26 protein-coding genes are annotated in these 23,352 nt (G+C 40.4%); 20 read left to right on the top strand and 6 right to left on the bottom strand.

What is annotated here, in order from left to right; genetic code table 11:
• Positions 1–25 precede the first annotated feature (25 nt).
• Both NSQ54_14815 and NSQ54_14810 read left to right on the top strand, forming a co-directional pair.
• On the top strand, positions 26–1,189 hold the full coding sequence (locus tag NSQ54_14815; GenBank protein WYP25582.1) for an FtsW/RodA/SpoVE family cell cycle protein: 1,164 nt from the start codon (positions 26–28) through the stop codon (positions 1,187–1,189).
• Between the two features lie 16 nt (positions 1,190–1,205).
• Positions 1,206–1,910, top strand: coding sequence for a pseudouridine synthase (locus NSQ54_14810; GenBank protein WYP25581.1), 705 nt, complete (start codon positions 1,206–1,208; stop codon positions 1,908–1,910).
• Positions 1,911–1,967: 57 nt separating this feature from the next.
• Here the strand turns inward: NSQ54_14810 and NSQ54_14805 are convergent, their stop codons facing one another.
• Both NSQ54_14805 and cysK read right to left on the bottom strand, forming a co-directional pair.
• Entirely contained in the window at positions 1,968–2,186 is a 219-nt protein-coding gene (locus NSQ54_14805) for a DeoR family transcriptional regulator (GenBank protein ID WYP25580.1), read from the bottom strand.
• A 402-nt stretch (positions 2,187–2,588) separates the two neighbouring features.
• Entirely contained in the window at positions 2,589–3,521 is a 933-nt protein-coding gene (cysK, locus tag NSQ54_14800) for a cysteine synthase A (protein WYP25579.1), read from the bottom strand.
• Positions 3,522–3,629: 108 nt separating this feature from the next.
• On the opposite strand from cysK, the gene thpR reads away from it, so the two are divergent.
• The 5 genes from thpR to NSQ54_14775 all read left to right on the top strand — a co-directional run bounded on the left by thpR (position 3,630) and on the right by NSQ54_14775 (position 6,681).
• Positions 3,630–4,184, top strand: a complete 555-nt coding sequence (gene thpR, locus NSQ54_14795) for an RNA 2',3'-cyclic phosphodiesterase (protein ID WYP25578.1) — start codon at positions 3,630–3,632, stop codon at positions 4,182–4,184.
• Positions 4,181–4,546 (top strand): CidA/LrgA family protein, encoded by a 366-nt coding sequence (locus tag NSQ54_14790; protein WYP25577.1) that lies wholly within the window; start codon positions 4,181–4,183, stop codon positions 4,544–4,546. Before thpR ends, NSQ54_14790 begins: the two co-directional genes overlap by 4 nt.
• Entirely contained in the window at positions 4,546–5,226 is a 681-nt protein-coding gene (locus NSQ54_14785; GenBank protein ID WYP25576.1) for an LrgB family protein, read from the top strand. Before NSQ54_14790 ends, NSQ54_14785 begins: the two co-directional genes overlap by 1 nt.
• Before the next feature lie 104 nt (positions 5,227–5,330).
• A complete protein-coding gene (locus tag NSQ54_14780; protein WYP25575.1) occupies positions 5,331–6,251 on the top strand; it encodes a nuclease-related domain-containing protein in 921 nt (306 codons plus the stop codon).
• Between the two features lie 112 nt (positions 6,252–6,363).
• Positions 6,364–6,681, top strand: a complete 318-nt coding sequence (locus NSQ54_14775; GenBank protein ID WYP25574.1) for a type II toxin-antitoxin system HicB family antitoxin — start codon at positions 6,364–6,366, stop codon at positions 6,679–6,681.
• Between the two features lie 38 nt (positions 6,682–6,719).
• Here the strand turns inward: NSQ54_14775 and purU are convergent, their stop codons facing one another.
• Positions 6,720–7,592: a formyltetrahydrofolate deformylase gene (gene purU, locus NSQ54_14770; protein ID WYP25573.1), complete on the bottom strand. Its 873-nt coding sequence runs from the start codon at positions 7,590–7,592 to the stop codon at positions 6,720–6,722.
• Positions 7,593–7,939: 347 nt separating this feature from the next.
• On the opposite strand from purU, the gene pulA reads away from it, so the two are divergent.
• Positions 7,940–9,892 (top strand): type I pullulanase, encoded by a 1,953-nt coding sequence (gene pulA, locus NSQ54_14765; GenBank protein ID WYP25572.1) that lies wholly within the window; start codon positions 7,940–7,942, stop codon positions 9,890–9,892.
• Positions 9,893–10,037: 145 nt separating this feature from the next.
• Entirely contained in the window at positions 10,038–10,814 is a 777-nt protein-coding gene (locus NSQ54_14760) for a phosphotransferase family protein (GenBank protein WYP28569.1), read from the top strand.
• 70 nt (positions 10,815–10,884) lie between these two features.
• Here NSQ54_14760 and NSQ54_14755 read toward each other — a convergent pair whose 3' ends face one another.
• Positions 10,885–11,142 (bottom strand): YtzH-like family protein, encoded by a 258-nt coding sequence (locus tag NSQ54_14755; GenBank protein WYP25571.1) that lies wholly within the window; start codon positions 11,140–11,142, stop codon positions 10,885–10,887.
• 79 nt (positions 11,143–11,221) lie between these two features.
• On the opposite strand from NSQ54_14755, the gene trmB reads away from it, so the two are divergent.
• Positions 11,222–11,863, top strand: coding sequence for a tRNA (guanosine(46)-N7)-methyltransferase TrmB (gene trmB, locus NSQ54_14750; protein ID WYP25570.1), 642 nt, complete (start codon positions 11,222–11,224; stop codon positions 11,861–11,863).
• A gap of 44 nt (positions 11,864–11,907) precedes the next feature.
• Here the strand turns inward: trmB and NSQ54_14745 are convergent, their stop codons facing one another.
• On the bottom strand, positions 11,908–12,210 hold the full coding sequence (locus NSQ54_14745) for a PepSY domain-containing protein (protein WYP25569.1): 303 nt from the start codon (positions 12,208–12,210) through the stop codon (positions 11,908–11,910).
• A gap of 233 nt (positions 12,211–12,443) precedes the next feature.
• Between NSQ54_14745 and NSQ54_14740 the strand changes: the two genes are divergently transcribed.
• Positions 12,444–13,520 carry a M42 family metallopeptidase gene (locus tag NSQ54_14740; protein ID WYP25568.1) on the top strand — a complete coding sequence of 359 codons (1,077 nt, stop codon included), beginning with the start codon at positions 12,444–12,446 and terminating at the stop codon, positions 13,518–13,520.
• Positions 13,517–14,059, top strand: a complete 543-nt coding sequence (locus NSQ54_14735; protein WYP25567.1) for a DUF84 family protein — start codon at positions 13,517–13,519, stop codon at positions 14,057–14,059. Before NSQ54_14740 ends, NSQ54_14735 begins: the two co-directional genes overlap by 4 nt.
• Before the next feature lie 288 nt (positions 14,060–14,347).
• On the opposite strand, the gene NSQ54_14730 is transcribed toward NSQ54_14735, so the two are convergent.
• The gene (locus tag NSQ54_14730; GenBank protein ID WYP25566.1) at positions 14,348–14,788 is read right to left on the bottom strand and encodes a YtoQ family protein; all 441 of its coding nucleotides are present in this window, start codon (positions 14,786–14,788) and stop codon (positions 14,348–14,350) included.
• 145 nt (positions 14,789–14,933) lie between these two features.
• On the opposite strand from NSQ54_14730, the gene NSQ54_14725 reads away from it, so the two are divergent.
• The 8 genes from NSQ54_14725 (at position 14,934) to NSQ54_14690 (ending at position 23,334) form a co-directional block, all read left to right on the top strand.
• Positions 14,934–15,956: a PTS sugar transporter subunit IIC gene (locus tag NSQ54_14725; GenBank protein WYP25565.1), complete on the top strand. Its 1,023-nt coding sequence runs from the start codon at positions 14,934–14,936 to the stop codon at positions 15,954–15,956.
• Positions 15,957–15,967: 11 nt separating this feature from the next.
• Positions 15,968–16,294: a thioredoxin family protein gene (locus NSQ54_14720; GenBank protein WYP25564.1), complete on the top strand. Its 327-nt coding sequence runs from the start codon at positions 15,968–15,970 to the stop codon at positions 16,292–16,294.
• Between the two features lie 154 nt (positions 16,295–16,448).
• Positions 16,449–17,255 carry a DUF1444 domain-containing protein gene (locus tag NSQ54_14715; GenBank protein ID WYP25563.1) on the top strand — a complete coding sequence of 269 codons (807 nt, stop codon included), beginning with the start codon at positions 16,449–16,451 and terminating at the stop codon, positions 17,253–17,255.
• Between the two features lie 51 nt (positions 17,256–17,306).
• Entirely contained in the window at positions 17,307–17,912 is a 606-nt protein-coding gene (gene ytpR, locus NSQ54_14710) for a YtpR family tRNA-binding protein (protein ID WYP25562.1), read from the top strand.
• Positions 17,913–18,058: 146 nt separating this feature from the next.
• The gene (locus NSQ54_14705; protein ID WYP25561.1) at positions 18,059–20,662 is read left to right on the top strand and encodes a DNA translocase FtsK; all 2,604 of its coding nucleotides are present in this window, start codon (positions 18,059–18,061) and stop codon (positions 20,660–20,662) included.
• Between the two features lie 215 nt (positions 20,663–20,877).
• Positions 20,878–22,179 (top strand): UDP-N-acetylmuramate--L-alanine ligase, encoded by a 1,302-nt coding sequence (gene murC, locus NSQ54_14700; GenBank protein ID WYP25560.1) that lies wholly within the window; start codon positions 20,878–20,880, stop codon positions 22,177–22,179.
• A 248-nt stretch (positions 22,180–22,427) separates the two neighbouring features.
• Positions 22,428–22,904 (top strand): DUF948 domain-containing protein, encoded by a 477-nt coding sequence (locus NSQ54_14695; protein ID WYP25559.1) that lies wholly within the window; start codon positions 22,428–22,430, stop codon positions 22,902–22,904.
• Complete coding sequence (locus NSQ54_14690; protein WYP25558.1) at positions 22,885–23,334, top strand: YtxH domain-containing protein; 450 nt, start codon at positions 22,885–22,887, stop codon at positions 23,332–23,334. The genes NSQ54_14695 and NSQ54_14690 overlap by 20 nt, the downstream gene beginning before the upstream one ends.
• Positions 23,335–23,352: the final 18 nt, after the last annotated feature.

The raw sequence follows: 23,352 nt of genomic DNA, 5'->3' as shown, positions 1-23,352 counted from the left end.
GAATTGGAAATTAGGTGGGGCTACTATGTTAAAATCAAAGCTAGATTATAATATGCTATTTCTTCTGTTTCTTTTTATGGTCATTAGTTGTTTTTACATATATGAAGCACAAGAACTTCAACAATATTCAACAAACTTTATGCTCAGGCAATTCATCTTTTTTGTCGCATTATTTATACTAGTCACTGCTATGTCATACATTGACATTGATTATATTAAGCAGAGCCATTGGTTTTTATATGGATTTGGAATCATCATCCTAATAGGTCTTCTGATTGTACCGGATTCACTTGTAAGAGGAGAAGACAATGGAGCCATACGCTGGTATAACCTGCCAGTGATTGGTTCATTTCAACCGGCAGAGTTAACGAAGATCTTTTTGATTATTACCTTTGCAAGTATCATTAGCAAACATAAAGAAGGGTCTTCAAAATGGAAAAGCGATGTCTGGTTGATCGCAAAAGTGGCAGCTCTATGCTTTCCTGTTGCTTTGTTATTGATTGAACAGCCTGATATGGGAACGATCATGCAGATTGCGGCCATTGTTTTATCTGTCCTGCTCGTTTCAAAGGTAAGCTTAAAATGGATACTCTCCATGATTCTCATCCCTGTGACAGCAATACTTAGCTTTGTCATGATCTACTTTACACGGATGGATCTACTAGAAAAATTCTTTTTCGTTCATCTTGAGGATTATCAGGTAAGACGGTTTCATGGATGGCTGAACCCAACAGAATATACGGATGAAGCGTTTCAGGTGAATTTAGCGATGAGAGCTGTCGGTTCGGGACGATTAAATGGTATCGGAGCAGAAAATAATAATTACTATATTCCTGAAGCGCATACCGACTTTATCTTTGCTATTATTGCACATACACATGGATTCATTGTGGCGTGTATACTCATAAGTATTTACTTCATTCTGTTATATCATATTGTCATGATCGGGTTCCAATCAACAAACCAATTTGATCTATGTATCTGTGCAGGAGTAGCAGGATTATTTGCGTTTCAGATCTTCCAAAACATCGGAATGAATATCGGTCTACTACCCGTTACGGGATTCTCGTTGCCGCTCGTTAGTTATGGAGGGAGTTCACTTTTGACCGCCGGTTTATCGCTTGGTTTAGTACTGTGTGTCAAAGCAAACCGGAGAGAATATATGTTTGAAAAGACTGAGGAATTGTAGAAATGAGGCAAGAACCATGAGATTAGACAAGCTTCTAGCTGATACGGGCTATGGCTCTAGAAAAGAAGTGAAAAAGCTCCTTAAATCTGGGGTTGTTTCGGTTAACCAAGAAGTGAATAAAGATCCAAAAACACAAGTTGATCCAAGCACCCAGGAAATCATTGTGGCAGGTGAGGTTGTACAATATCATTCTGAGGTTTACTTAATGTTAAATAAACCAAAAGGGGTTATCTCTGCAACGGAGGATTCGATGCACAAGACAGTCATTGATCTAGTTAATGACAAATGGGGCTCCTATTCACTTTTCCCTGTTGGTCGATTAGATAAAGACACAGAAGGGTTATTACTGCTTACAACCGATGGTGCTTTTTCACACCGGTTGATGTCCCCAAGACGTCACGTATCAAAGGTGTATCAAGCAAAGATCGATGGGGTCGTGACAGAAGATGATGCAGAGGCATTTCGAGTGGGCGTTGAGCTTGATGATGGATACGTAACAAAGCCTGCTGTGCTTCGTATTTTGGAAGCAGATGAACACTCTCATATTGAGCTTTCGATAACAGAAGGGAAATTCCATCAAGTTAAGCGGATGTTTAAGGCAAGAGGAAAAACCGTCTTAACTCTTAAGCGCCGAGCAATAGGAAAACTTGAGCTTGATGAGTCCCTTTCACCTGGTGAATGTAGAGAACTAACAGAAGAAGAGCTAGCGCTTTTTGAATAAAAGCCAAAAGAGACCGAGGCACATATCATGCCTCGGTCTCTTCATGTATCAGGTCTACTACGAAACCCTTGTTTTTTTGTTAGTTGTACTCCATTTTCCACGTGTAGGGCTTGTCACGAGTTTGTTATACTCTAGTACGTTCAAGTCACGTTGGATCGTCCGTTGAGTAATTCCGAACTCTTCAACCAATTCATTCGTCGTGACGGTCCCCCTTTGTTTGATATAGAGGTAAATGGACTTAATACGAGTCAGCATGCGATCAGTTGAAGTTTTCAAAACACCACTCCTTATACATAATCATGACTAGATCCTGTTGCTAAATGTATGCAGAATAAAACTACATCATGCACGGTTCTTTAATGATTAGTGCGCGTCAGGGACGTGTTGTCTTTCTAAAGTGACGTTAAATCAGATTATCTTCTATCTGTTTAATCTAATGCAACGTATACTTCCCTAGACACGTATATTTTATAACGGCTCGTCTAATTTATCAAGGATTTTGTTTGTGTATTTTCGTGTGATGACTAAAAATGTTAACGAAAAGCCGAACAATGCTTTCAGACAAATGATTAAAATAGTAGCTGAATCTACTAATTAATCTTAAATGTCGAGATAGGCACATGTAAACAAAACCGAACAATGATTAAATTTAGATAAGAATTGTTCACCATGCATCCTTTACTCAAATGTAAATAAGTCAGTTGAAAGATAACGCTCTCCGGTATCACATGCAATGGCTACAACTGTATCTTTTGGCGTTAATCGTTTTGCTACTTCTAAGGCTGCAAAGCAAGCAGCTCCAGAAGATGGACCGACTAAAATTCCTTCTTCGCGAGCAAGCGCACGTGTCACGCGGTATGCATCTTCATCCTTAATTTTTAAAATCTCGTTATATACTTCTGTATTTAAAATGGGTGGAACAAAACCTGGGCTTGTCCCAACTAATTTATGAGGTCCGGGTTTCCCGCCAGAAAGTACTGGAGAGCCTGCGGGTTCAACCACGTGGATCGACACATCTGGATATAATTCTTTTAATTCCTCTCCCGTTCCAGTTACAGTTCCTCCTGTCCCGGAAGCAGCAACAAACGCTGAAAGCTTACGATCAATCTGGTCCAACGATCGTTTAATTTCATGTGCAGTTGTTTTTCGGTGAGCATCTGGGTTTGAAGGATTCTCAAATTGCATCGGCATAAAGCTGTCTGGAATTTCCTTTACGAGTTCATGAGCTTTTTCAATGGCCCCTGGCATTTTCTTATCGCCCTCAGTAAGGACAACCTTTGCTCCATAAGCCTTTAGCAGATTAATTCGTTCCTCTGACATCGTGTCAGGCATAACGAGAATCGATTTGTATCCTCGCGCAGCTGCATTCATTGCAATTCCAATCCCGGTGTTTCCGCTGGTAGGTTCGATGATCGTTGAACCAGGCTTCAACAATCCGCTTTTCTCTGCCTCAATAATCATATTAAAAGCAGCTCGGTCTTTTACAGAACCACTGGGGTTTTGAGATTCCATTTTTAAATAAACGTCGGCACCACTTTGATCAGCCACGCGTTGTAAGCGAATGAGCGGAGTATTTCCGATCAATTCTGCTATATTGCTATATACGTTCATGCTTCCACTCCTTTTGAATCAACGACTGATATTAGTTTATCATAAGACTAGAGATTCTATGATGAATGAGTCTCTTGAATAAATACATCATGAAAGTAGGGTACATCGTTGGATAATCACTTCTTTATAGCAATACCACTACCGAAGGAATTAAAACAACATCTTAAGGAACAACTTAGAAAAACGTGGGACAAAAACAGCTTTCAGAAGTGGGTACATGAAGCAGACTACCACATTACGCTCGTATTTTTAGGAGCTGTCTCAACCGATCAAAGAAATAACATTGTGAATCGAATTCATGAACAGTCCGTCCATTGGACACCATTAACGTTAAAGCTAGAAAAAACGGGGACGTTTGGATCGCAGGAAATACCGCGCATTTATTGGATAGGGCTCCAGGAAGATGATGATCTAAGAACACTCCAAAGGGATATTCAAGATATTGTGGCTTCTTGTGGTGTTCAAGTAGACAAACGACCTTATTCTCCTCATATCACAGTAGCTAGGAAATGGAATCTGGAGGCGGCCTTTCAAGCTAAACACGTGACCTTTATTGATAAACCTATTACAATCTCTCATGTGGATTTGTTTCAATCCTTTCCAAAGCTTGAACCGAAATATAAACCAATCCATACATTTCATCTAGGACGTGTTGACATATGAAAATGGCTCGAATGACATTGCATCTACTCATTTTGAGTGGATTTTATCTTTTGGGAGTTGCCTTACAAGCTTGGTTATCGATTCCTTTTCCAGGGAGTTTACTTGGTATGCTTCTTCTGTTGATCTGCTTAATGAGCGGAATGATTCCAGAGAGGTTTGTGGATCAAGGAGCTTCTTATTTACTTAAGCATCTTTCGTTATTATTTATTCCTATTATAGCTGGGATTGTTGCCTTCCCGTTTCTTTTCACTCGGTATGGGCTTATGTTGATTCTCGTTACCATGTTCAGCACGCTCATGATTATTATCATTTCTGGACTCGTCAGCCAATCCTTAGCACGAAAACAAGAAAGGAATACATAATGATTAATCTGTTACTTATGACAACCTTAACTCTCCTTTGTTATATAGGGGGGAGATGGATCTATCGACTATTTCCAAATCCGTTATTACTACCGGTTATTACAGGAACGGCTCTATTGTTATGTGTCTTATTTTTGTTTGAGATCCCATATGAAAGCTACATTAATGGAGCGGGTTGGCTTGAGACTGTTATTGGAGTAGCTGTTGTGGCATTAGCTTATCCATTATATAGACAACTAACTATACTTAAGAAATACCGAATTTCGTTATTAGTTGGGACATCTGTTGGTTCTCTAATTGGTGTGTTTAGTACATTTCTATTAACGAGCTTATTAGGTGTAGATCAAGGGACAATTGCTTCCCTCTTACCAAAATCGGTGACAACAGCAGTCGCAATTGACCTAGCTGAATCCACAGGTGGCGAGTCTTCACTTGCAGCCATATTTGTGACAGTAGCTGGAGTGACCGGAACAATCCTTTATTCTCTAATCTGTAAATGGTTCCGTATTGATCACGTAGTTGGTCGAGGAGTTGCCGTCGGGAGTGCATCACATGCGATCGGCACGGCAAAAGCACTGGAATTTAGTGAGGAAGAAGGAGCGATTAGCTCTGTGGCGATGACTTTATGTGCGATCATGGTGTCCATTCTTATTCCTGTTGTCGCTCTGATCTGGTTTTAAGTCACTGAAATCTTCGGTTCTCCTGATCGGTAATATGATAAACTAAGTGAAAACGAAGCTAGCGAGTGTGCCTGGGTCGCAAGCAGTCAACAGGAGGCGGAGCTGTGGCTCACATTATTCGTATTTCTGATTATACATCACGTTATCAAACGGATATTCAACGATACTCAAGCCAATTCACTCGTATGAAAAAGGAACGCTGGCATTACTTGCAGGAATCTTGGAAAAGAGAATTCGCTGAGGTCATTCGACTTGAATATGAAGATTTATCGGAATCCTCTGCGATTGCTGAGGTCTGGTCAAAAACCGTGAATAAGGTTAGAAATTGGACAATGGGATTACCTGAACAAAAGAGCGAAAAGGAAAGAGAGTATGAAGTCTTTCAACAAACAAAGCAACTGTTTCGAGATGAAATCTTCGAAAAGCAACTTCTTTGGGCTGGAGTTCCCGACGCGGAATTATTAAGCCAGGATTTGATCATTGATTGGAAGCAAGATCTATGGTTGAAGCAGCTTGGGATCGAGCTACCTGACAATTGTTTTATATTTTATAAGCCAGTGCTTTATGTGAAAAAAGCGGAAATAGAGCTAGACACACTTTTAATCACCCCTACTGAAATCATCTGTCTAACCTGTTTAAAAGGGGAAGCATTAAGTGTCTTTGAAGTAAACTCCGATCGTTATTGGATTGAATACGTGAATCAAGAGAGACGGAAGCGGCTAAGTCCAATTCCTGCATTGGAGAGAATGGAGCGAGTCATTCAGAACATTCTCTCACAGCATGACCGGATGATGCCCATTCGGAGTATCGTCATTGCAGCGGACTCGATTATCGATCATAGGACGGTAGGGATGAAAGTTGATTTTCTAGACAAGCGTTCATTTTCTGAATGGAAATCAAAGCTTGTCCATTCAAACATTCCGTTAAAACATCAACAAGTAAAAGCATGCGAAACACTACTTCAGTATTGTGAGAGTGGAGAGTCTATTGAACGAAATATAGCCGAACCTGAAATGTTCTCATGAGATAGCATTGAAAGAGACGGCTAGTCATCGTATAATAGGGAACTGGTTAAATAAGTGCTCGTGAGAGAGATAGTGACTGTCCACGCAATAGTACGAGAGGAGAGTAGGTTAGATGAGGACGGGAAGCGATCTTCTAAACCAAGTACGTCCTGAGGACTTCACTTGGTACCTTCGACAAGTTCCAAATTGGATAGGTAGTAAAGAATATATGATTGAACTTGAAGGAATTGATGGTTGTGTAAGTTTCGGTGAGACCATCAGAGAAGCGAAAAAAGGGTTGTATGAAGCACTTCATCTCTGGCTTAAGCGATACGGGGAAGAAGCACTTCCTGCTGCTGGGAATGAGGGTGCACAATTAATTCACCTCATACCTGAGATGACGGATGTTGAGGTACAATATATAAACGAAGAATTACAAAAGCTGATCTAATAAAAAAACTGATTCCAGTAGCGGAATCAGTTTTTTTATTAGGAAAAGACAATTGTTTTGTTTCCGTGAATGATCACACGGTCCTCATGATGCCAATTTACTGCTCGGGCTAAAGCGATTCGTTCAACGTTTCGCCCGGCTACTTTAAGCTCTGCACTTGAATAGCGATGATTTACTCGCATAATATCCTGTTCGATGATTGGTCCCTCGTCCAAGTCGTCTGTTACATAATGAGCTGTCGCACCAATTAATTTCACACCACGTTCAAATGCCTTTGCATATGGATTTGCACCAATAAAAGCAGGGAGAAACGAATGGTGAATATTAATAATCTTCTTCGGAAATTCCTGAACAAACGTTGGGGAAAGGATTTGCATATAACGCGCTAACACAACAAAGTCAGCGTCATATTGCTTAACTAGATCAATCGCTTTTTTCTCCGCTTCCTGCTTACGTCCTTTTTCAACGGGAATATGCACAAATGGAATGCCATATCCTTCTACTTCTTCTTTTTGATCTGGATGGTTACTAATAACAAGCGGAATATCTACGTGTAGCTCGCCAGCTTTCCATTTCCATAGGAGCTCTAATAAACAATGGTTTTCCTTTGATACAAAGATGACCATTTTCTTTTTGCGAGTTGCTCGCTCCATTCGCCAGTCAAAATCAAACGCAGAAGCGATTTCTACAAAACGTTCTTTTATTTGATCGAAATGATCGTTTGTTGAAGACCAGTCAAACTCAACACGCATGAAGAACATTCCGCCTTCTGGATCGGTTGTATATTGGTCCGACTGAACGATATTTGCTCCTTGCTTTTGTAAGAAGCTTGAGATAGATGCGACGATTCCAGGCTGGTCAAGGCATGCAACCAACAGACGTCCTCTATTTGTAGGTAAAGATTGGGTCATCATGTTCCCTCCACAATATGAATAGCACCTTACAAAATAAGCGCATGATCAATTCTCTTTTTACATAGGCTTGCTAAAGTAAGTCTTTTTACTTACCATTCCTCTAACATTCATTAATATGTAAGATCAGATTACATTGCGACTTATACGGGAAGGAGCTTTTCTTATTGAAGCAAACGACATGCCCTACTGTCAATTCTCTTTTTATAGAGGCCGAATTAATTCACATGCAGGTGGTCCGGGTTGTTTGTAGTAGAAGGCTCACTAAGCAAGAGCAAGAGAGGCTCGTCATCACTAAGGGCGAGGACTTCATTTCTTTTATAATTGAGAGTCAGGAATATACATGTTTGACTTTACGCTTACACCATCCCTTCCCATTTGGTTCACTCTGTTTGGTAGGATTTCCAGATATACACATTCCGTTACAGATAAAAGATGTTGTTCGGACAGATGAATTTGACCAATTATTTGATTGCAGTGGCAATGATTTAGGTTTGGACTATTCTGCTGAAGGTTCTACCTTTATTGTTTGGACACCTACAGCTTATCTTGTGGAGCTCGTATTATTCAAAAATTGGTATGAGCGACCATGTGAATCATATCCATTCAAACGAGAAGAAAATGGCATTTGGAGATGTGAGACCTCAGGAGATTACAGTGGGTATTGGTACCAGTATAGAGTATATAACCCTGGGAAAGAGGCAGCATGCATTGTTGATCCCTATGCCAAATATCTTTCTGTTAATGGGCAAAAAGCGATGATTGGCAGCACAGTTCCATTAGCCGATATACGATCTCTTCATGCATTACCAAAAGAACAGTCCATTCTCTATGAGGTGCACATTCGTGATTTCTCGATTGCTCATTCAAGTGGCATAAATGGGAAGGCTACGTACTTAGGATTGGTTGAGGAACATACGGTGAACCAAGAAGGGTTCCAAACGGGAATGTATTACGTAAAGGAACTAGGGATCACTCACGTTCAAGTGATGCCAGTCCAAGAATTTCAAACAGTGGATGAGAGCAATCGATTTAAGTCGTATAATTGGGGTTATGATACCACTCATTTATTTGCGGTCGAGGGTAGCTATTCAACAGATCCCTATCATGGTCTTACTCGAGTCATAGAGTTAAGAGAGACGGTCAATGAATTCCATAAGCAAGAGATAAGGGTGATCTTTGATGTGGTTTACAACCATGTCTATGTCTGGGAGAATTCTAATCTTGAAAAATTAGTTCCAGGATATTATTTCAGACATCATTCAAATGGAAAGATCAGCAATGGAACAGGTGTAGGAAATGATCTTGCCTCAGAGAGAACCATGGTGCGAAAATTAATAGTGGATTCGGTTCGCTACCTTATCACGGAGTTTAATATCGACGGGTTGCGTTTTGACTTAATGGGAATCCTTGATCTCAAGACGATGAATGAAGTTGCTGATGTATGTAAGGAGTATAAAGATGGCTTTTTCCTTTTAGGAGAAGGCTGGAACATGCAAACAGCTTATCCCTCTAATCAGCTGGCAACAATTGAGCAGGCCCACCAGCTGCCAGATATCTCTTTCTTTGATGATCAATGTAGAGATGCATTAAAGGGTTCCATTTTTTCTATACAAGACAAAGGATTTGGCCATCCAGGAAGCTCCTCAGAAAAACTAAAAGAAGCAATAAGTGGAGGGGCAGAACGGTTTCATTCACCTACTCAAGCCATTCACTATGTTGAAGTACATGATAATCAGACTCTTTGGGACCGATTGGTGAAATTGCATCCAGATGAAAATCAAACAACTATTCAGCGACGTCATAAGCTTTTAACAAGCATGATCTTACTGTCTCAGGGAATCCCTTTTATCCATGCAGGACAGGAATTTTGTCGCACTAAGTTTGGAATTGAGAATAGCTACGCTCATCCTGATTGGATAAATCAAATGGATTGGCATCAACGTTCTCGTCATCAGGCTTACATCAGCTATGTAAAAGGGTTAATTTTAATTAGGAAAATGTACGCAGGTTTTCAATTAAACACTTTTGAAAAAATTGATGCGCATTTGACCTGGCTTCATGGGGAATCAGATTTTTTAGCCTATCAGTTAAAGCATCCTTCAAACAAGCGTGCCTACGCTCAAACGATGCTTGTTTTTCATAATGGAAGCCTTCAACAGAAAACGTTGCAATGTAAAGTTTCAGGGATATGGCAAGTTTGCGTTGACGAAAAAGCTGCTTCTTTGGTACCATTGTATTCACTGCGTGGAGAAGAGATTAAAGTCTCTCCGCTTTCTACACTGGTTTGTATCCAGTAGCTTAAGTAGAGCTAGACAACGAAGCAGCTCTGCTTTATTTTCGTTGATTTTTAGAAACATTCTTGGTTCATAAGCTCAAATGCGATATAATTGTAAGAATGTTACCGATATATTTGAAAAGTAGAGGAAATTGAAGGTGAATGGGTTGGAAATGTTTTTAGGAGATGGCTGGGAGGTTCAACCAGCCGGAGGTGCAACAGGAGAAGCATATGTAGCCCGGCGAGGTGACCATCAGGTCTTTTTGAAACGAAATTCATCACCTTTTCTAGCGGTCCTTTCGGCTGAAGGCATAGTCCCAAAGCTGTTATGGACAAGACGTTTAGAGAACGGCGATGTCATTACGGCTCAAAGATGGGTTGAAGGAAAAGAACTTAAGGCCTATCAAATGCAGGATAGCCAGGTGGCCAATCTTCTCTCTACCATTCATGGATCGAGCGAATTACTTGATATGTTTAAGAGGATTGGTAATGAACCTCTCATCCCTGAAGTCATGTTGGAGAATTTGCGTATTCAAACCGAATTAACTGGGTTGAACATAGATACGATTCAAGAAGGAATGACCTACCTCAGTAGGGAAATTGAAAAAGTAGTCAACTTTCCTAGTGTGGTGTGCCATTGTGATATCAACCATAATAATTGGATGGTAGATGACGAAACGAATAATTTGTATCTGATTGATTGGGACGGGGCAATGGTGGCTGACCGAGCGTTAGATATCGGCTTATTATTGTATTCCTATATCGCAGAACAAGATTGGGAAGAATGGTTACATAACTATGGTATCCAGCTTGATCAATCCCTTAGAGATCGGATGCACTGGTATGTTGTTGCTCAAACTATAACGTTGATTACATGGCATTATGAAAGAGGACAACCTGAAGAGGCCAAAAGGTTTGAAGAATACTTGACTACGCTTCTATAATACAAGAAGCTCATCCACTAGTCTGGATGAGCTTTTGTTATGAGTGTTATTTCCTGAGAAATGACTAGGATTATGTCGTTTGGTTTATTGAAAGTGAAGTTACCCATTCAGACACATCATTTGTGAAAGGCCGATTATCAAGCTGGTGTTGCTCTTGGATCTGTTGGATTGTTTGCAGCAAGGACGGGTCTAAATTTGGATCTCTTGATAAAGATTGAACAAGTCGATCAATTTGGTGAGCTTCTCCATCTGTCATATACTGCTCAGTTGATTGATTTTGAAGAAGGTCGCACAATAGTTGTAATTTATGAGAATTTGAGAGGGTCATTTTGTTGACTCCTTTTTAAATGGTTTGATGTTAATGTCACCATTTGTGCAGTTATTATACAAAAGCAGGAGGATTAGAAATGAGATTAAGACATAAGCCGTGGGCATCTGAAGAACTGAAAAAACGAGACCACATTGTGATTCAGAATCCAAAGGAAATGGCCGGTAATTGGAAAAAAACCTTTGGTGATTATGATGAAATTCATGTTGAAGTTGGAACCGGAAAAGGGAAGTTCTTAACAGGGATGGGAGAACTTCATCCGAATATTTTATATATTGGTGTAGAAAAATATCAGAGTGTTTTATATACGGCAATGGAGCGTGTGGAAGAAGCTGGGCTTGAGAACGTGAAGCTACTTAGCCAAGACGTTTCTGATTTACAAGAATTCTTTGCTCCTGGAGAAGTCGATCGATTTTACATTAATTTCACGGATCCTTGGCCAAAATCTCGCCATGAAAAAAGAAGACTGACGTATAAATCGTTTTTAGCTTTATATGAGAATCTTTTAATAAAGCAGGGAGAGATTCATTTTAAAACCGATAATCAGGGTTTATTTGAGTATTCTTTGCACAGTTTTTCACTTTATGGAATGATCTTAAATCAAGTGAGCTTGAATCTTCATGAGAGCGGAATTGAAGGAAATGTGATGACCGAGTACGAAGAGAAATTCTCTAAAAAACAAATGCGGATTTATCGGTGCGAAGCAAAGTTCAGAAACTAAAAAAGAAATCCGAGAAAGGAGATCCTTTCTTGGATTTCTTTTTGTTAGGACTGAATAAATTCTAACAGTGTGCCGTTTTTCGTTTCAACAATAAACTCAAATTGAACCGTTCCGTCCGGAGTAGAAGTTGACATTCCACCTCGATATACCTCGTATTGAAGGCCATAACGTTCAACTGTTTCAGGGTTCATGTGAATCCATGATCCGCTGATCGTATGCTGTGTCGCAGCTGTAGCTTTTGCTTTCTTTAAGGCCTTTTCTGGGGAAATTCGTTCCTTTGAAATAGTAGGACGAAGAAGATATCCCAAAGCAAACCCAATACCTAAACCAAATGAGAGCTTTTTCAAGGTCAATCATTCCTTTCATAAGTAATCCGTCTATGTCTTATGTGTAGTACGATTGGATGATCTAATCATAACAGTAGTTAAAAATCTGTGCAAAGTTTGTCCATCGGGGAAGAATAAAACGATTTTTTGTTTGCGTAAGAAAGTGGCAATTTGAAATAAGATTCGATACACTAAGAGTATTGTACAACAATACATACAAACATCAGTTATCCATAGAAAGTGAGGAGAAACGTATGAATCAAGAAACGTTATCTTTATTTAAAACGTTAACAGAACTCCAAGGAGCATCTGGATTTGAACATGAAGTACGTCATTTTGTTCGCGGTGAGTTATCAAAGTACACAGAAGAAATTGTACAAGACCGTTTAGGTAGTATTTTTGGGGTGAAACGAGGAAACGTGGAAGGTCCAACTGTAATGGTTGCAGGACATATGGATGAAGTTGGATTTATGGTCACATCAATCAACGACAAGGGACTTGTAAAGTTTCAAACCCTTGGTGGATGGTGGAGCCAGGTGTTGCTCGCGCAACGCGTTCAAATCATGACCGATCAAGGCCCGATTATCGGTGTAATTGGCTCAACGCCACCTCATTTACTTGAGGAGAGCCAACGTAATAAGCCAATGCCTCTCAAACAAATGTACATTGATATAGGTGCCGACGATAAAGAGGAAGCCATCAAGCTTGGTGTGATGCCAGGTCAACAAATTGTACCTGTTAGTGAATTTACGCCACTTGCAAATCCTAAGAAGATTCTAGCGAAAGCTTGGGACAATCGTTATGGAGTAGGGCTCGCCATTGAGTTATTGAAAGAGCTTCAGGGAGAAGAGATCCCGAATATTCTTTATTCCGGTGCAACCGTTCAAGAGGAAGTTGGTTTGCGCGGAGCACAAACAGCTGCCCAAATGATTAATCCTGATTTGTTCTATGCACTTGATGCAAGTCCTGCCAATGATGCTACAGGTGGAGCTGACGCGTTTGGTCGTTTAGGAAAAGGTGCACTTCTACGTATTTTCGACCGTACGATGATTACACACAAAGGAATGCGTGAGTTTATTTTAGATACGGCTGAATCAAATAACATTCCATACCAATACTTTATTTCTCCAGGTGGCACCGATGCAGGAAGAGTTCATTTAGTTAATCAAGGGGTTCCATCAGCAGTAGTGGGGATTTGCTCACGTTATATCCATACATCAGGCTCCATTATTCATGTAGATGACTATGCAGCAGCGAAGGAACTATTAATTAAATTAGTGAAAACATCGGACAAATCAATGTTCGAATCGCTTATTGGTCATTCTTTATGAGTTTGGAGGGCACAACCCCATTCATTGTTGCCATCGGGACAAAGAATCCAGCAAAGGTTCACGCGGTAAAAGAGACGTTATTAAGTGAGCCACTCTCCTTTGTTTCAACAGAGGTTCCTTCAGGTGTGAGTTGCCAGCCTTTCTCTGACGACGAAACAAGACTCGGTGCACTAAATCGTGCAAAAGCAGCACTGCTTGAAGCTGAAGCAGACTTAGCGATCGGACTTGAAGGTGGAGTTAGTGAAACGGAAACTGGCGCTTTAATGTTATGCAATTGGGGAGTTCTTGTCGATAAAAAAGGGAAGACATGGGAAGCAAGTGGACTAAAAATTCCTGTTCCGACAGAAGTTAGTGATGAGCTGTTAAAGGGTCAAGAGCTCGGTACAATTATGAATGAGCGTGCGAAAGAGGAAGGAACGAATACAAGAGAAGGAGCAGTCGGTGCCTTTACATTAAACTGGATCACGCGTAAAGAGATGTTCAGTCACATTGTAAAAGCCCTATACGGCCAGTATCTTGTAGAGCAACAAACTAAATAAAAAAAGGCGAGGCTGGGACATAACATTAATGTGGATAGTAAAACACGAACATAGCAATAAATCCGCTACAGGAGAATCCTTCGCACCCGCCGGGAACGGCCTCAGCACCTTTCGCGGAAAAGCGCCGCTACAGTGTCTTCACTGCGTTCTGTTCCGTAGGAGTCTCAGGTTCTCCCTCCGCTCGTCTTACTAAATAATCCGAAAAACACGAATGGCGAATGATTCGATCGTAGAATCATTCGCCATTTTTCTAATTGATTTATAATTTTGTCCCAGCCTTAGCCTTTTTTATTCTTTTTCAAATATATACGAAAGAGCAGAGATTGCTTGTTCTGGTGTTTCTACAACAACTTGTGCTTTGTTCGATAACTCCTTCAGCGCATGATGAAGCTTTTCTGGGCGGATTAAGATGAGTGGTTTACCTAATGCAACTGCTGTAGAAGCATCCATTGCCGTATTCCATTGGCGATAGGTTTCACTGAATAGCGCAACCACTACATCAGATTTCTGAAGAAGGACCTGTGTTCGTAAATTGTTTATGCTAGAAGCGGCTTCATCTTTTAACACAGCGTTTGGTTGTTCACCCATAATTTCTTCACCGATGTTATCAGAACGATCATGATGTTCCATTGGATGATAAAACGTAATCGGTAGGTCGGATGCCAACTGTTTAATGGTTTCTCTCCATGAGCTATGAATTTCTCCGGCAAGGTATACGTTTAATTCCATACTTATTCACTCCTCTATTAGATTGGTAGTTAAAGTATACGAGTTTCACTTGACAAAAACAAAACATCACACTTTTTAACAAGTGTCTTGTCAGGTGTAATAGTTAAGAGTATGATGAGATGGGTAGACGACAGGAGGAGAAACCGTGAACGCTTTTTTAAAGAAAAAAGGGGTAAGGCTTCATTGGCGAGTTTATTTTATAGATGCGATGGGGCAAATGGCTATTGGTTTTTTTGCAACACTAATTATTGGACTCATTCTAAGTACAGCAGGTGAACAGTTCGGAGTAGATAGTCTCATACGTATTGGAGATTTAGCAATGTCGCTAATGGGGCCGGCCATTGGGGCTGCCATAGCTCTTGGACTAAAGGCGCCAAGGCTCGTTGTACTTTCTGCTGTGGTGGCAGGAGCGGCAGGAGCGGAGTTTGGGGGCGTGTCTGGGAGTTTTGTTGCCTCTGTTATTGCGGTTGAACTTGGAAAACTGATTAGTGGTGAAACAAAAATGGATATTATTCTTGTTCCCTTTGTAACAGTAATTAGCGGATATTTGGTTGGTTTTTTTGCAGGACCAGGTGTTCAAACAACAATGACTACATTAGGAAATGCGATAATGTGGGCAGGTGAACAACAACCACTTATTATGTGCATTGTGGTAGCGACTGTCATGGGGCTTGTTATAACAGGTCCGACTTCAAGTGCTGCCCTTGGAATGGTATTAGAGCTTGAAGGACCAATTGCTGGAGCTGCAACAATAGGCTGTGCAGCCCAAATGATCGGTTTTGCTGTCAGTGGATTCAGAGATAACCGTTTTTCGGGATTGATTCCATTAGGACTCGGGACCTCGATGCTACTCCTTCCGAAAGTCATTCAAAAGCCGATTATTATCATACCACCTCTTATAGCCGGCGCCATTTTAGCACCAATCGGAGTCATTGTATTTGGGATAACAAATATTCCTGCGGGAGCCGGGATGGGCACAAGTGGATTAGTTGGACCGATTATGACGTTTCGAGATATGGGCTTTCATTCTTCGAGTATAATCGCAGTTTTAATCTTTTATTTTATAGCTCCAGCATTTCTTAGTTTACTTTTCTCGGAATTGATGAGGAAAATGGGTTATATTAGAGATGGAGATATGAAAATCTACACTTTATCTAAAGAAAGCTGAGGAGATTTAAGATGGAACATGTAAAAGACTTAGAGCATTTTAAAAAAATAAGCGAGAGCGAAACGGCAGTATTTATGTTTTCAGCAGATTGGTGCCCGGACTGTCGAGTGATTGAGCCGTTTCTTCCACGAGTAGAAGCTGACTTTCCAACATTCAATTTCTATTATGTAGACCGCGATCAATTCATTGATCTATGTGGAGAGCTTAGCATTTTTGGTATTCCAAGCTTCTTAGCCTATGCAAACGGACAAGAAGTTCACCGATTTGTAAGTAAAGATCGCAAAACACAAGAAGAGATTGAACAATTCTTAACCGAAGCTGAAGCGAAAAGCGTGTAATCGTCAAAATACCTCTTTGGGTGAAATCCTAAAGAGGTATTTTTTTTATGAACGTAGTTAGATACGGTTTCGTTGGAATGTTGCCATACACATGGTAAAATCGGTAAAGACTACAAAGGATCGCTTACCGAATGGTAGGAAGGAAGAATGAGATATGAATATGCAGGAATTTAGAAAGAAGATTGAAGCTCAGCTTGAGCATCCAGAATGGAACATTAAATACAATCAAAAAGAAGCTACACTTAGAATAGAAGATACGATCACGAACAAAGGAGTCACTCTTTCACTTCGTCCGTTGCTAGCAAAATGGGAAAGAGAAGAGTATGCAGGTGTAGATGAAGCGGTTCGGTATGTAAAGGTTGGACTTGAATCAATGCGTCAACAAGTTAATCTAAAGGGGAACGAGTCCAGCATTTATCCAGTGATTCGTGCAGCTTCATTTCCTGAGGAATCAAAAGATGGTAAAAAGCTTGTTTTCCATGAGCATACGGCTGAAACTAGAGTGTACTATGCGCTTGATTTAGGACAATCTTACACATTGATTGATCACTCTCTATTAGAACAAAGTGGAATGACACCAGAATCCTTAAAGGAGATGGCTTTATTTAATTTGCGATCACTACCGCAGTCCTTTAAACAACAGGAGGTAGCTGGAAATACCTTTTACTTTATGAATGCAAAGGATGGGTATGAAGCGAGCCGAATTCTTGACCCTTCTCTGATTGAAGAAATGGGTAAAAAGGTGCAAGGCGAATTAGGTATTGCGATTCCACATCAAGACGCGTTGTTTTTCGTCGATCTTGTAAATGATACAGGGTACGATGTAATGGCACAAACGACTTTGACCTTTTTTGGACAAGGCAGAGTACCAGTCACAGCCCTTCCATTTTTGATGGGGGACAATGGCATTGAACCTGTGTTTATTATGGCACAAAAAAAACCTAAAGGCCCATCAAACTAAAAAGTACCTGTGGTATACTAGAAACTAGAAAAGAGATAAAGGAGCACCTTCATGAACGTATTTTATAATCTTAAAGGGATAGGCGATACATTGCTCATTTCCCTTTCAAATAACGAAGTAGTAGAGCAATCTTATGAACGTACTGGAAATATTGCGAGAATTTATGACACGCAAACAAACAAAACAATTGGATATAACGTGTTTAACGCGTCTTCTTATGGGGTAATAAATGATTCGGGAGTTGTTGAATTAACTGATTCAACAAAGTCATTGATAACGAGTGCGTTTTCAAAAGAAGGAATGACTATTTCATTTGATGGGTCAGATCAGCCAACGTTTGTTGTTGGGTATGTGACGTCTAAGGAAAAGCACCCTAACGCAGATAAGCTAGGAATTTGCCAAGTCGATGTAGGTAAGGAAACCTTACAAATCGTCTGCGGAGCACCTAATGTAGAAGCAGGCCAGAAGGTAGTTGTTGCCTTAGTAGGAGCAGTAATGCCAAGTGGTCTACAAATCAAACAAGCATCATTGCGTGGCGTAGAGTCGAATGGAATGATTTGTTCAGCCAAAGAGCTTAACCTTCCAGATGCGCCTGAAGAAAAAGGCATTCTCGTCCTTGACGACTCTTATGAAGCGGGTCAACCGTTTACAAGATAAAAATAACAGCAGCCTAAAATGAAAAAGGCTGGTTTAGCAATAGGTCTCCTAAAGCAGCCGTTGTGCATGTGATAAAGCGATCTTACTGCTGCCGGCTTTTTTCTGTTCCGAGGAGCTTATTGGTTAGAAAGCAGGTGAATGAAAGCGTGGAACCATTGAACCGTTTTCAAAAATGGATCCAACAAACATTCTTTGGATCAGAGCATGATGGAGAGACAGATAAAAAGGAAACAATTGAACCAACATCTAACAAAGTTGAACGGAAATCCAGTTATTCTTCATATCAAGAACCAATGGATCATACCCCTCGGATTACGTATCAATATGCAAAATCTCGTGGGATAAGGTTTCCAGAAGAGATGGAAGAACAGGCTAAGGAAATGATGAACGATCGAAAAGTCGATGAGACAAAGTGGGAAAAGAAATTCGGAACCGAAACATCCGAACAAAAGCGATCAGAACGGATTCAATACTCTCATCAGGTAGAAAAGTTGGAGGAGAGGAAAGAGCGGGTTAAATTTAATAACCCTGATTTTAAGCCAACCTCGATCCCGTCTCCTATTCACGGGTTCAGGAAAGTGACTCCCAGCCAGCGAACACAGTTAACCTTACATAATTCTGAAGACGCACCTCACTTAACTCAAGGCTCGTGGTTAAGAGAACGGCAAGAGCATAATAAACGACTAGAGGATTCAGTATTTGAGAAGCTGCGAAGACCTGTACCGCCTTTATCTGAATGGAATCATAAGCCTGATCAACCAGAACCAGTTGAAGAAGAAGGGTATCATGTGGTTCCGATAGAAACCGTTCCAGATGAACAAGAATCAACTGTTGAAACTCAACTAGAGAATGATGCAATGGAGTCTAGTTCAGATTTAAAAGATGAATTCGAGCTAATTGAAAACCAGGTGTCTCAGGAAGATAACTTCAGTCAGAATGATCAAGCGGACGAGATAGATACGTCCACTGAAATCAATCATGAGATCGAAGTATTGCCTATGCCTGAGGTTGAAATAGTCGAGTCTTCCGGGGACCAACAAGACGAATACCAAGAAGATGAGGTAGAGGTCGTTGTGGAAGAACCTGTCGTCGAAGACAATGTCTCTACTTACGAGAACACATTAACATCAGCTCAAACGGAAGAGGTTGAACCTGAAGTAGAGGCAGAGATAATGGAGCCTGAGCCAGTAGAAACCAAGGCTATAAAAACGGAAGACGAGCAAGTGAAGCCAAAAGCCAAAGGAAAACCCTCAATCCCTTTTAATGTGTTAATGATGCCTAAGGATAAACAAGTGCAACCGGCACAGCAAATGAAACAAGATTCAAATGATTCATACCAAAAACCTGGTATCCAGCTACTGCGTTATCCTGAAGCTAAACGAGCAACAGACACGGAATGGCTCCAAGAACAAGCGACGTTACTTGAGGAAACACTTCAAAGCTTTCATGTTGATGCAAAGGTTGTGCACACAACGATGGGTCCATCCGTAACAAGGTATGAAATTCAGCCTGCTAGAGGGGTAAAAGTTAACAAGGTTACCAACCTATCAGATGACATAAAAATGGCCCTTTCAGCTAAAGAAATTAGAATTGAAGCGCCGATTCCTGGTAAGAACACGATCGGGATTGAAGTTCCAAACCTTCACTCTGAAGCCGTTTGGTTACGAGAGATTCTTAGACGTGATGTATTTATCAAACCGGATTCTCCAATGACTGTTGCCTTAGGGTTAGACATATCAGGTCAGCCAATTGTGACAGATCTCCGCAAAATGCCACATGGTTTAGTGGCTGGAGCAACAGGTTCCGGAAAAAGTGTCTGTATTAATTCAATCCTAATCAGTCTCTTATATAAAGCGAGTCCAGATGAGGTAAAACTTCTTCTTGTTGATCCTAAAATGGTGGAGCTGGCTCCATATAATGACGTTCCTCATCTCGTTGCACCGGTTATTACGGATGCAAAACAAGCAACGATTGCCCTGAAATGGGTTGTCGGTGAGATGGAGCACAGATATGAACAATTTAGTCAAAAAGGCGTACGTGATGTAGGCAGATATAATGAGTTATATTCAGAGAACCCAAACAAACCGGCTATGCCTTACATACTGGTTGTGATTGATGAGTTAGCTGATCTTATGATGGTAGCGCCACAAGATGTGGAAGACTCGATCTGTCGTATTGCCCAGAAAGCGCGTGCTTGTGGCATTCACTTATTGGTCGCAACACAACGGCCTTCCGTAGACGTCATTACTGGCTTAATCAAAGCGAACATACCAACGCGAATTGCTTTCTCTGTTTCCTCACAAACCGACTCCAGAACGATTCTTGATATGAATGGAGCCGAGCGCTTACTTGGTCGAGGAGATATGCTTTTTAACGAAAATGGTTCACCAAAACCTGTTCGTGTTCAAGGAACCTTTGTAACGGATGAGGAAATTGAAGATGTCATTGCACATGTGAAAAAGCAAAGAAAGCCAGAGTTTTTGCTGGATACGGAGCAAATGCAAAAAACAGTTGAACAGACGGAGCAGGAAGATGAGCTCTTTGAAGAAGCGTGTTATCATGTGATTAATCAAGGAAACGCTTCGGCATCCAATCTGCAAAGAAGGTTCCGAATTGGGTATAACCGTGCTGCAAGATTAATTGATATGCTTGAAGCTAAGGGTGTTATCACAGGAGCAATGGGTAGTAAACCAAGACAGGTTCTCATTGATGAAATGTCTGTCGATAAAGTTCTTGGATACACTGACTAAGAAGCCACTTGTCTAAACACCTCTTATTCTATATCATAGGGAGGGGCGTCAGATACGTGTGCATGAAGGTTGTCAGACGCGTTTTACAAGCATGAAACATATACTAAGAGATAAAAGCTAATGAGACTGAATAGATAATGAATAAAAAATGAATGAACGCTTACTCTTATTTTCCGACTGTATCGAGAATGAGGTTTAGCGGGGAGGTTTACCATATGAGCGATTTTCACTTTGTCGGGATTAAAGGGTCAGGAATGAGTGCCCTTGCTCAAATCCTGCATGACATGAATTATACTGTGCAAGGTTCGGATGTAGATAAGACAATCTTTACTCAGAAACCACTTGAGAGAAAAGGAATTCCACTTTTACCTTTTGATAAGGCAAATATTAAAGAAAATCAAAAGATTATCGTGTCAGCTGCATATAATGAAGACCATATTGAGCTTCAGGAAGCTGCAGCAAAAGGCATTGAAGTGGAACAATACCCATCATTTCTTGGTCATTTTATCAACCAATTTACGAGTGTGGCTGTGACTGGTTCACACGGGAAGACATCCACTACTGGGTTACTTTCTCACATGCTTGGGTCTGTTTATCCTGTGTCTTACTTAATAGGTGATGGTACAGGTAAAGGAGAAGAGGACTCAAAGTATTTTGTGTTTGAAGCGTGTGAATACAGAAGACATTTCCTTAACTACAAGCCTGATTATTGTGTGATGACGAACATTGACTTTGACCATCCGGATTATTTTAAAGACGTTGAAGATGTATTCGATGCGTTCCAAGAAATGGCGAAGCAAGTGAATAAAGCAATTATTGCTTGTGGTGATGATGAATACTTGCAACGAATTCATGCGAACGTACCTGTTGTCTATTATGGCTTTAAAGATCATAATGATTTTCAAGCGCATAACGTACAAAGTGGAGAAAACGGGACGACATTTGATGTGTTTGTACGTAACAGCTTGTATGGGACCTTTACAATCCCTGGTTTTGGAAACCATAGCGTCTTAAATGCATTAGCTGTCATTGCCATTTGTCATTATGAAGGGGTATCTGCTGATGATCTTGCTGCCCATCTTCAAACGTTTGACGGGGTGAAACGTCGCTTTAGTGAAAAAGAAATTGGCTCACAAGTATTAATTGATGATTACGCTCATCATCCTACTGAAATTGCCGTTACGATTGAAGCAGCAAGAAAGAAATACCCTGAGCATGAGGTCGTGGCCATCTTCCAACCGCATACGTTTACCCGCACAAAAACGTTCCTTGATGACTTTGCGCAGGCACTTTCAAAATCGGATTTTGTGTATTTATGTGACATCTTTGGATCAGCCAGAGAAGATAAAGGAAACTTGACCATTGGCCATTTGCAAGAGCTTATCCCACAGTCAACCGTTATAAAAGAGCAAGATGTTTCTGTTTTAGGAAAACATTCAAACAGTGTTCTCCTATTCATGGGTGCGGGTGACATTCAGAAATTCCAAAGAAATTATGAGAACCTAGTGAAGCAGTAAGAGCAAATCTATCATATTTAGAAGAGGCCAATGATTCTACTTTAGTTGAATCATTGGCCTTTTTTGTTTTCCAGTCTATTTTAATTTTATCTCATAGTCAGTTTTTTTCATTTCATAATTTTTTTATTACGTTGAAAAGTAAGGTATGATAGAGGATATCTAAAAAAGCTGTCGAATATGTTTTAACGTACATATGTTTAATCACATTTAGCTTTGGGTAAATCTAAGGTATGGAGGAGGGATACATCATGGATTGGGCAATACTCTTGTACATAAGTGCCCTGATAGCAGCTGTTGCGTTTGCTGTATTAGTTATTTTTCTTGTTCGAACACTGCGATCAGCAAATCGTACACTTGAGCATACGGCAAACACCGTTGCCAATTTAGAGAAACAAATTAATGGAATTACAAGTGAAACGGAGCAATTGCTTCACAAGACTAACCGATTAGCAGATGATATTCAACAGAAATCAGAAGCAGTAAACACGATGTTTATATCGGTTAAAGACTTAGGTCAATCAGTAACACAGTTTAATCAATCGATCCGACAAGTATCAAACACCGTTTCTAGTCAAACGGTTGAACAATCAGAAAATATCGCTAAAGCTGTTAATTGGGGGACTACGGCCCTTGATTTGTATACAAAGTTTAAGCTGAGAAAGCAGCATCTCAACGAACCAATTAAAACACAAGGAGGAAATGAACATGGGAGACATGAATACTAAGGATTTTCTAATTGGAACACTAATTGGAGGAATTGTAGGGGCAACAACAGCTTTATTTTTAGCTCCGAAATCTGGTAAAGAGCTTCGTAACGACTTGGGTGAGCAAGCTCAAATGGCAAAAGCTAAAACATCAGAGTTCACTTCTACTGCATATGATAAAGGAAACGAATGGGCGACAATCGCAAAAGAGAAGTCTTCCAACATTGCAAAAACAGTATCAGATCAATCAACTCAGGTTGCTGATAAGGTAAAAGAAGTAGCAAGCACTGTCAAAAATGATGCAAATCAAACAAAAGACGAAGTAGCTTCTCTAACAGAAGATTTAACGAGTGAACTAAAAGATTCTGGTCAAAAAGTATCTGAGACCGTAAAATCTGAGGTTGACGATTTAGAGAAGAAAGTAGAACAAGAAAAGAACAAAATGAACTAATGAACTATCGTAAAAAAG

This window comes from Alkalihalobacillus sp. FSL W8-0930 (genome assembly GCA_037965595.1).
Lineage (GTDB): Bacteria > Bacillota > Bacilli > Bacillales > Bacillaceae_D > Alkalicoccobacillus.
Note: the sequence above shows the minus strand (reverse complement) of the source record. Positions and strands in the feature narration are given on the sequence as shown.

Coding starts and splice junctions, on each gene's coding strand:
- murC (WYP25560.1), top strand. CDS start 20,878: ATGAGCGATTTTCACTTTGTCGGGATTAAAGGGTCAGGAATGAGTGCC.
- NSQ54_14740 (WYP25568.1), top strand. CDS start 12,444: ATGAATCAAGAAACGTTATCTTTATTTAAAACGTTAACAGAACTCCAA.
- NSQ54_14730 (WYP25566.1), bottom strand. CDS start 14,788: ATGGAATTAAACGTATACCTTGCCGGAGAAATTCATAGCTCATGGAGA.
- NSQ54_14810 (WYP25581.1), top strand. CDS start 1,206: ATGAGATTAGACAAGCTTCTAGCTGATACGGGCTATGGCTCTAGAAAA.
- ytpR (WYP25562.1), top strand. CDS start 17,307: ATGAACGTATTTTATAATCTTAAAGGGATAGGCGATACATTGCTCATT.
- purU (WYP25573.1), bottom strand. CDS start 7,592: ATGACCCAATCTTTACCTACAAATAGAGGACGTCTGTTGGTTGCATGC.
- NSQ54_14815 (WYP25582.1), top strand. CDS start 26: ATGTTAAAATCAAAGCTAGATTATAATATGCTATTTCTTCTGTTTCTT.
- cysK (WYP25579.1), bottom strand. CDS start 3,521: ATGAACGTATATAGCAATATAGCAGAATTGATCGGAAATACTCCGCTC.
- NSQ54_14695 (WYP25559.1), top strand. CDS start 22,428: ATGGATTGGGCAATACTCTTGTACATAAGTGCCCTGATAGCAGCTGTT.
- NSQ54_14715 (WYP25563.1), top strand. CDS start 16,449: ATGAATATGCAGGAATTTAGAAAGAAGATTGAAGCTCAGCTTGAGCAT.
- NSQ54_14690 (WYP25558.1), top strand. CDS start 22,885: ATGGGAGACATGAATACTAAGGATTTTCTAATTGGAACACTAATTGGA.
- trmB (WYP25570.1), top strand. CDS start 11,222: ATGAGATTAAGACATAAGCCGTGGGCATCTGAAGAACTGAAAAAACGA.
- NSQ54_14735 (WYP25567.1), top strand. CDS start 13,517: ATGAGTTTGGAGGGCACAACCCCATTCATTGTTGCCATCGGGACAAAG.
- NSQ54_14755 (WYP25571.1), bottom strand. CDS start 11,142: ATGACCCTCTCAAATTCTCATAAATTACAACTATTGTGCGACCTTCTT.
- NSQ54_14790 (WYP25577.1), top strand. CDS start 4,181: ATGAAAATGGCTCGAATGACATTGCATCTACTCATTTTGAGTGGATTT.
- NSQ54_14775 (WYP25574.1), top strand. CDS start 6,364: ATGAGGACGGGAAGCGATCTTCTAAACCAAGTACGTCCTGAGGACTTC.
- NSQ54_14720 (WYP25564.1), top strand. CDS start 15,968: ATGGAACATGTAAAAGACTTAGAGCATTTTAAAAAAATAAGCGAGAGC.
- NSQ54_14785 (WYP25576.1), top strand. CDS start 4,546: ATGATTAATCTGTTACTTATGACAACCTTAACTCTCCTTTGTTATATA.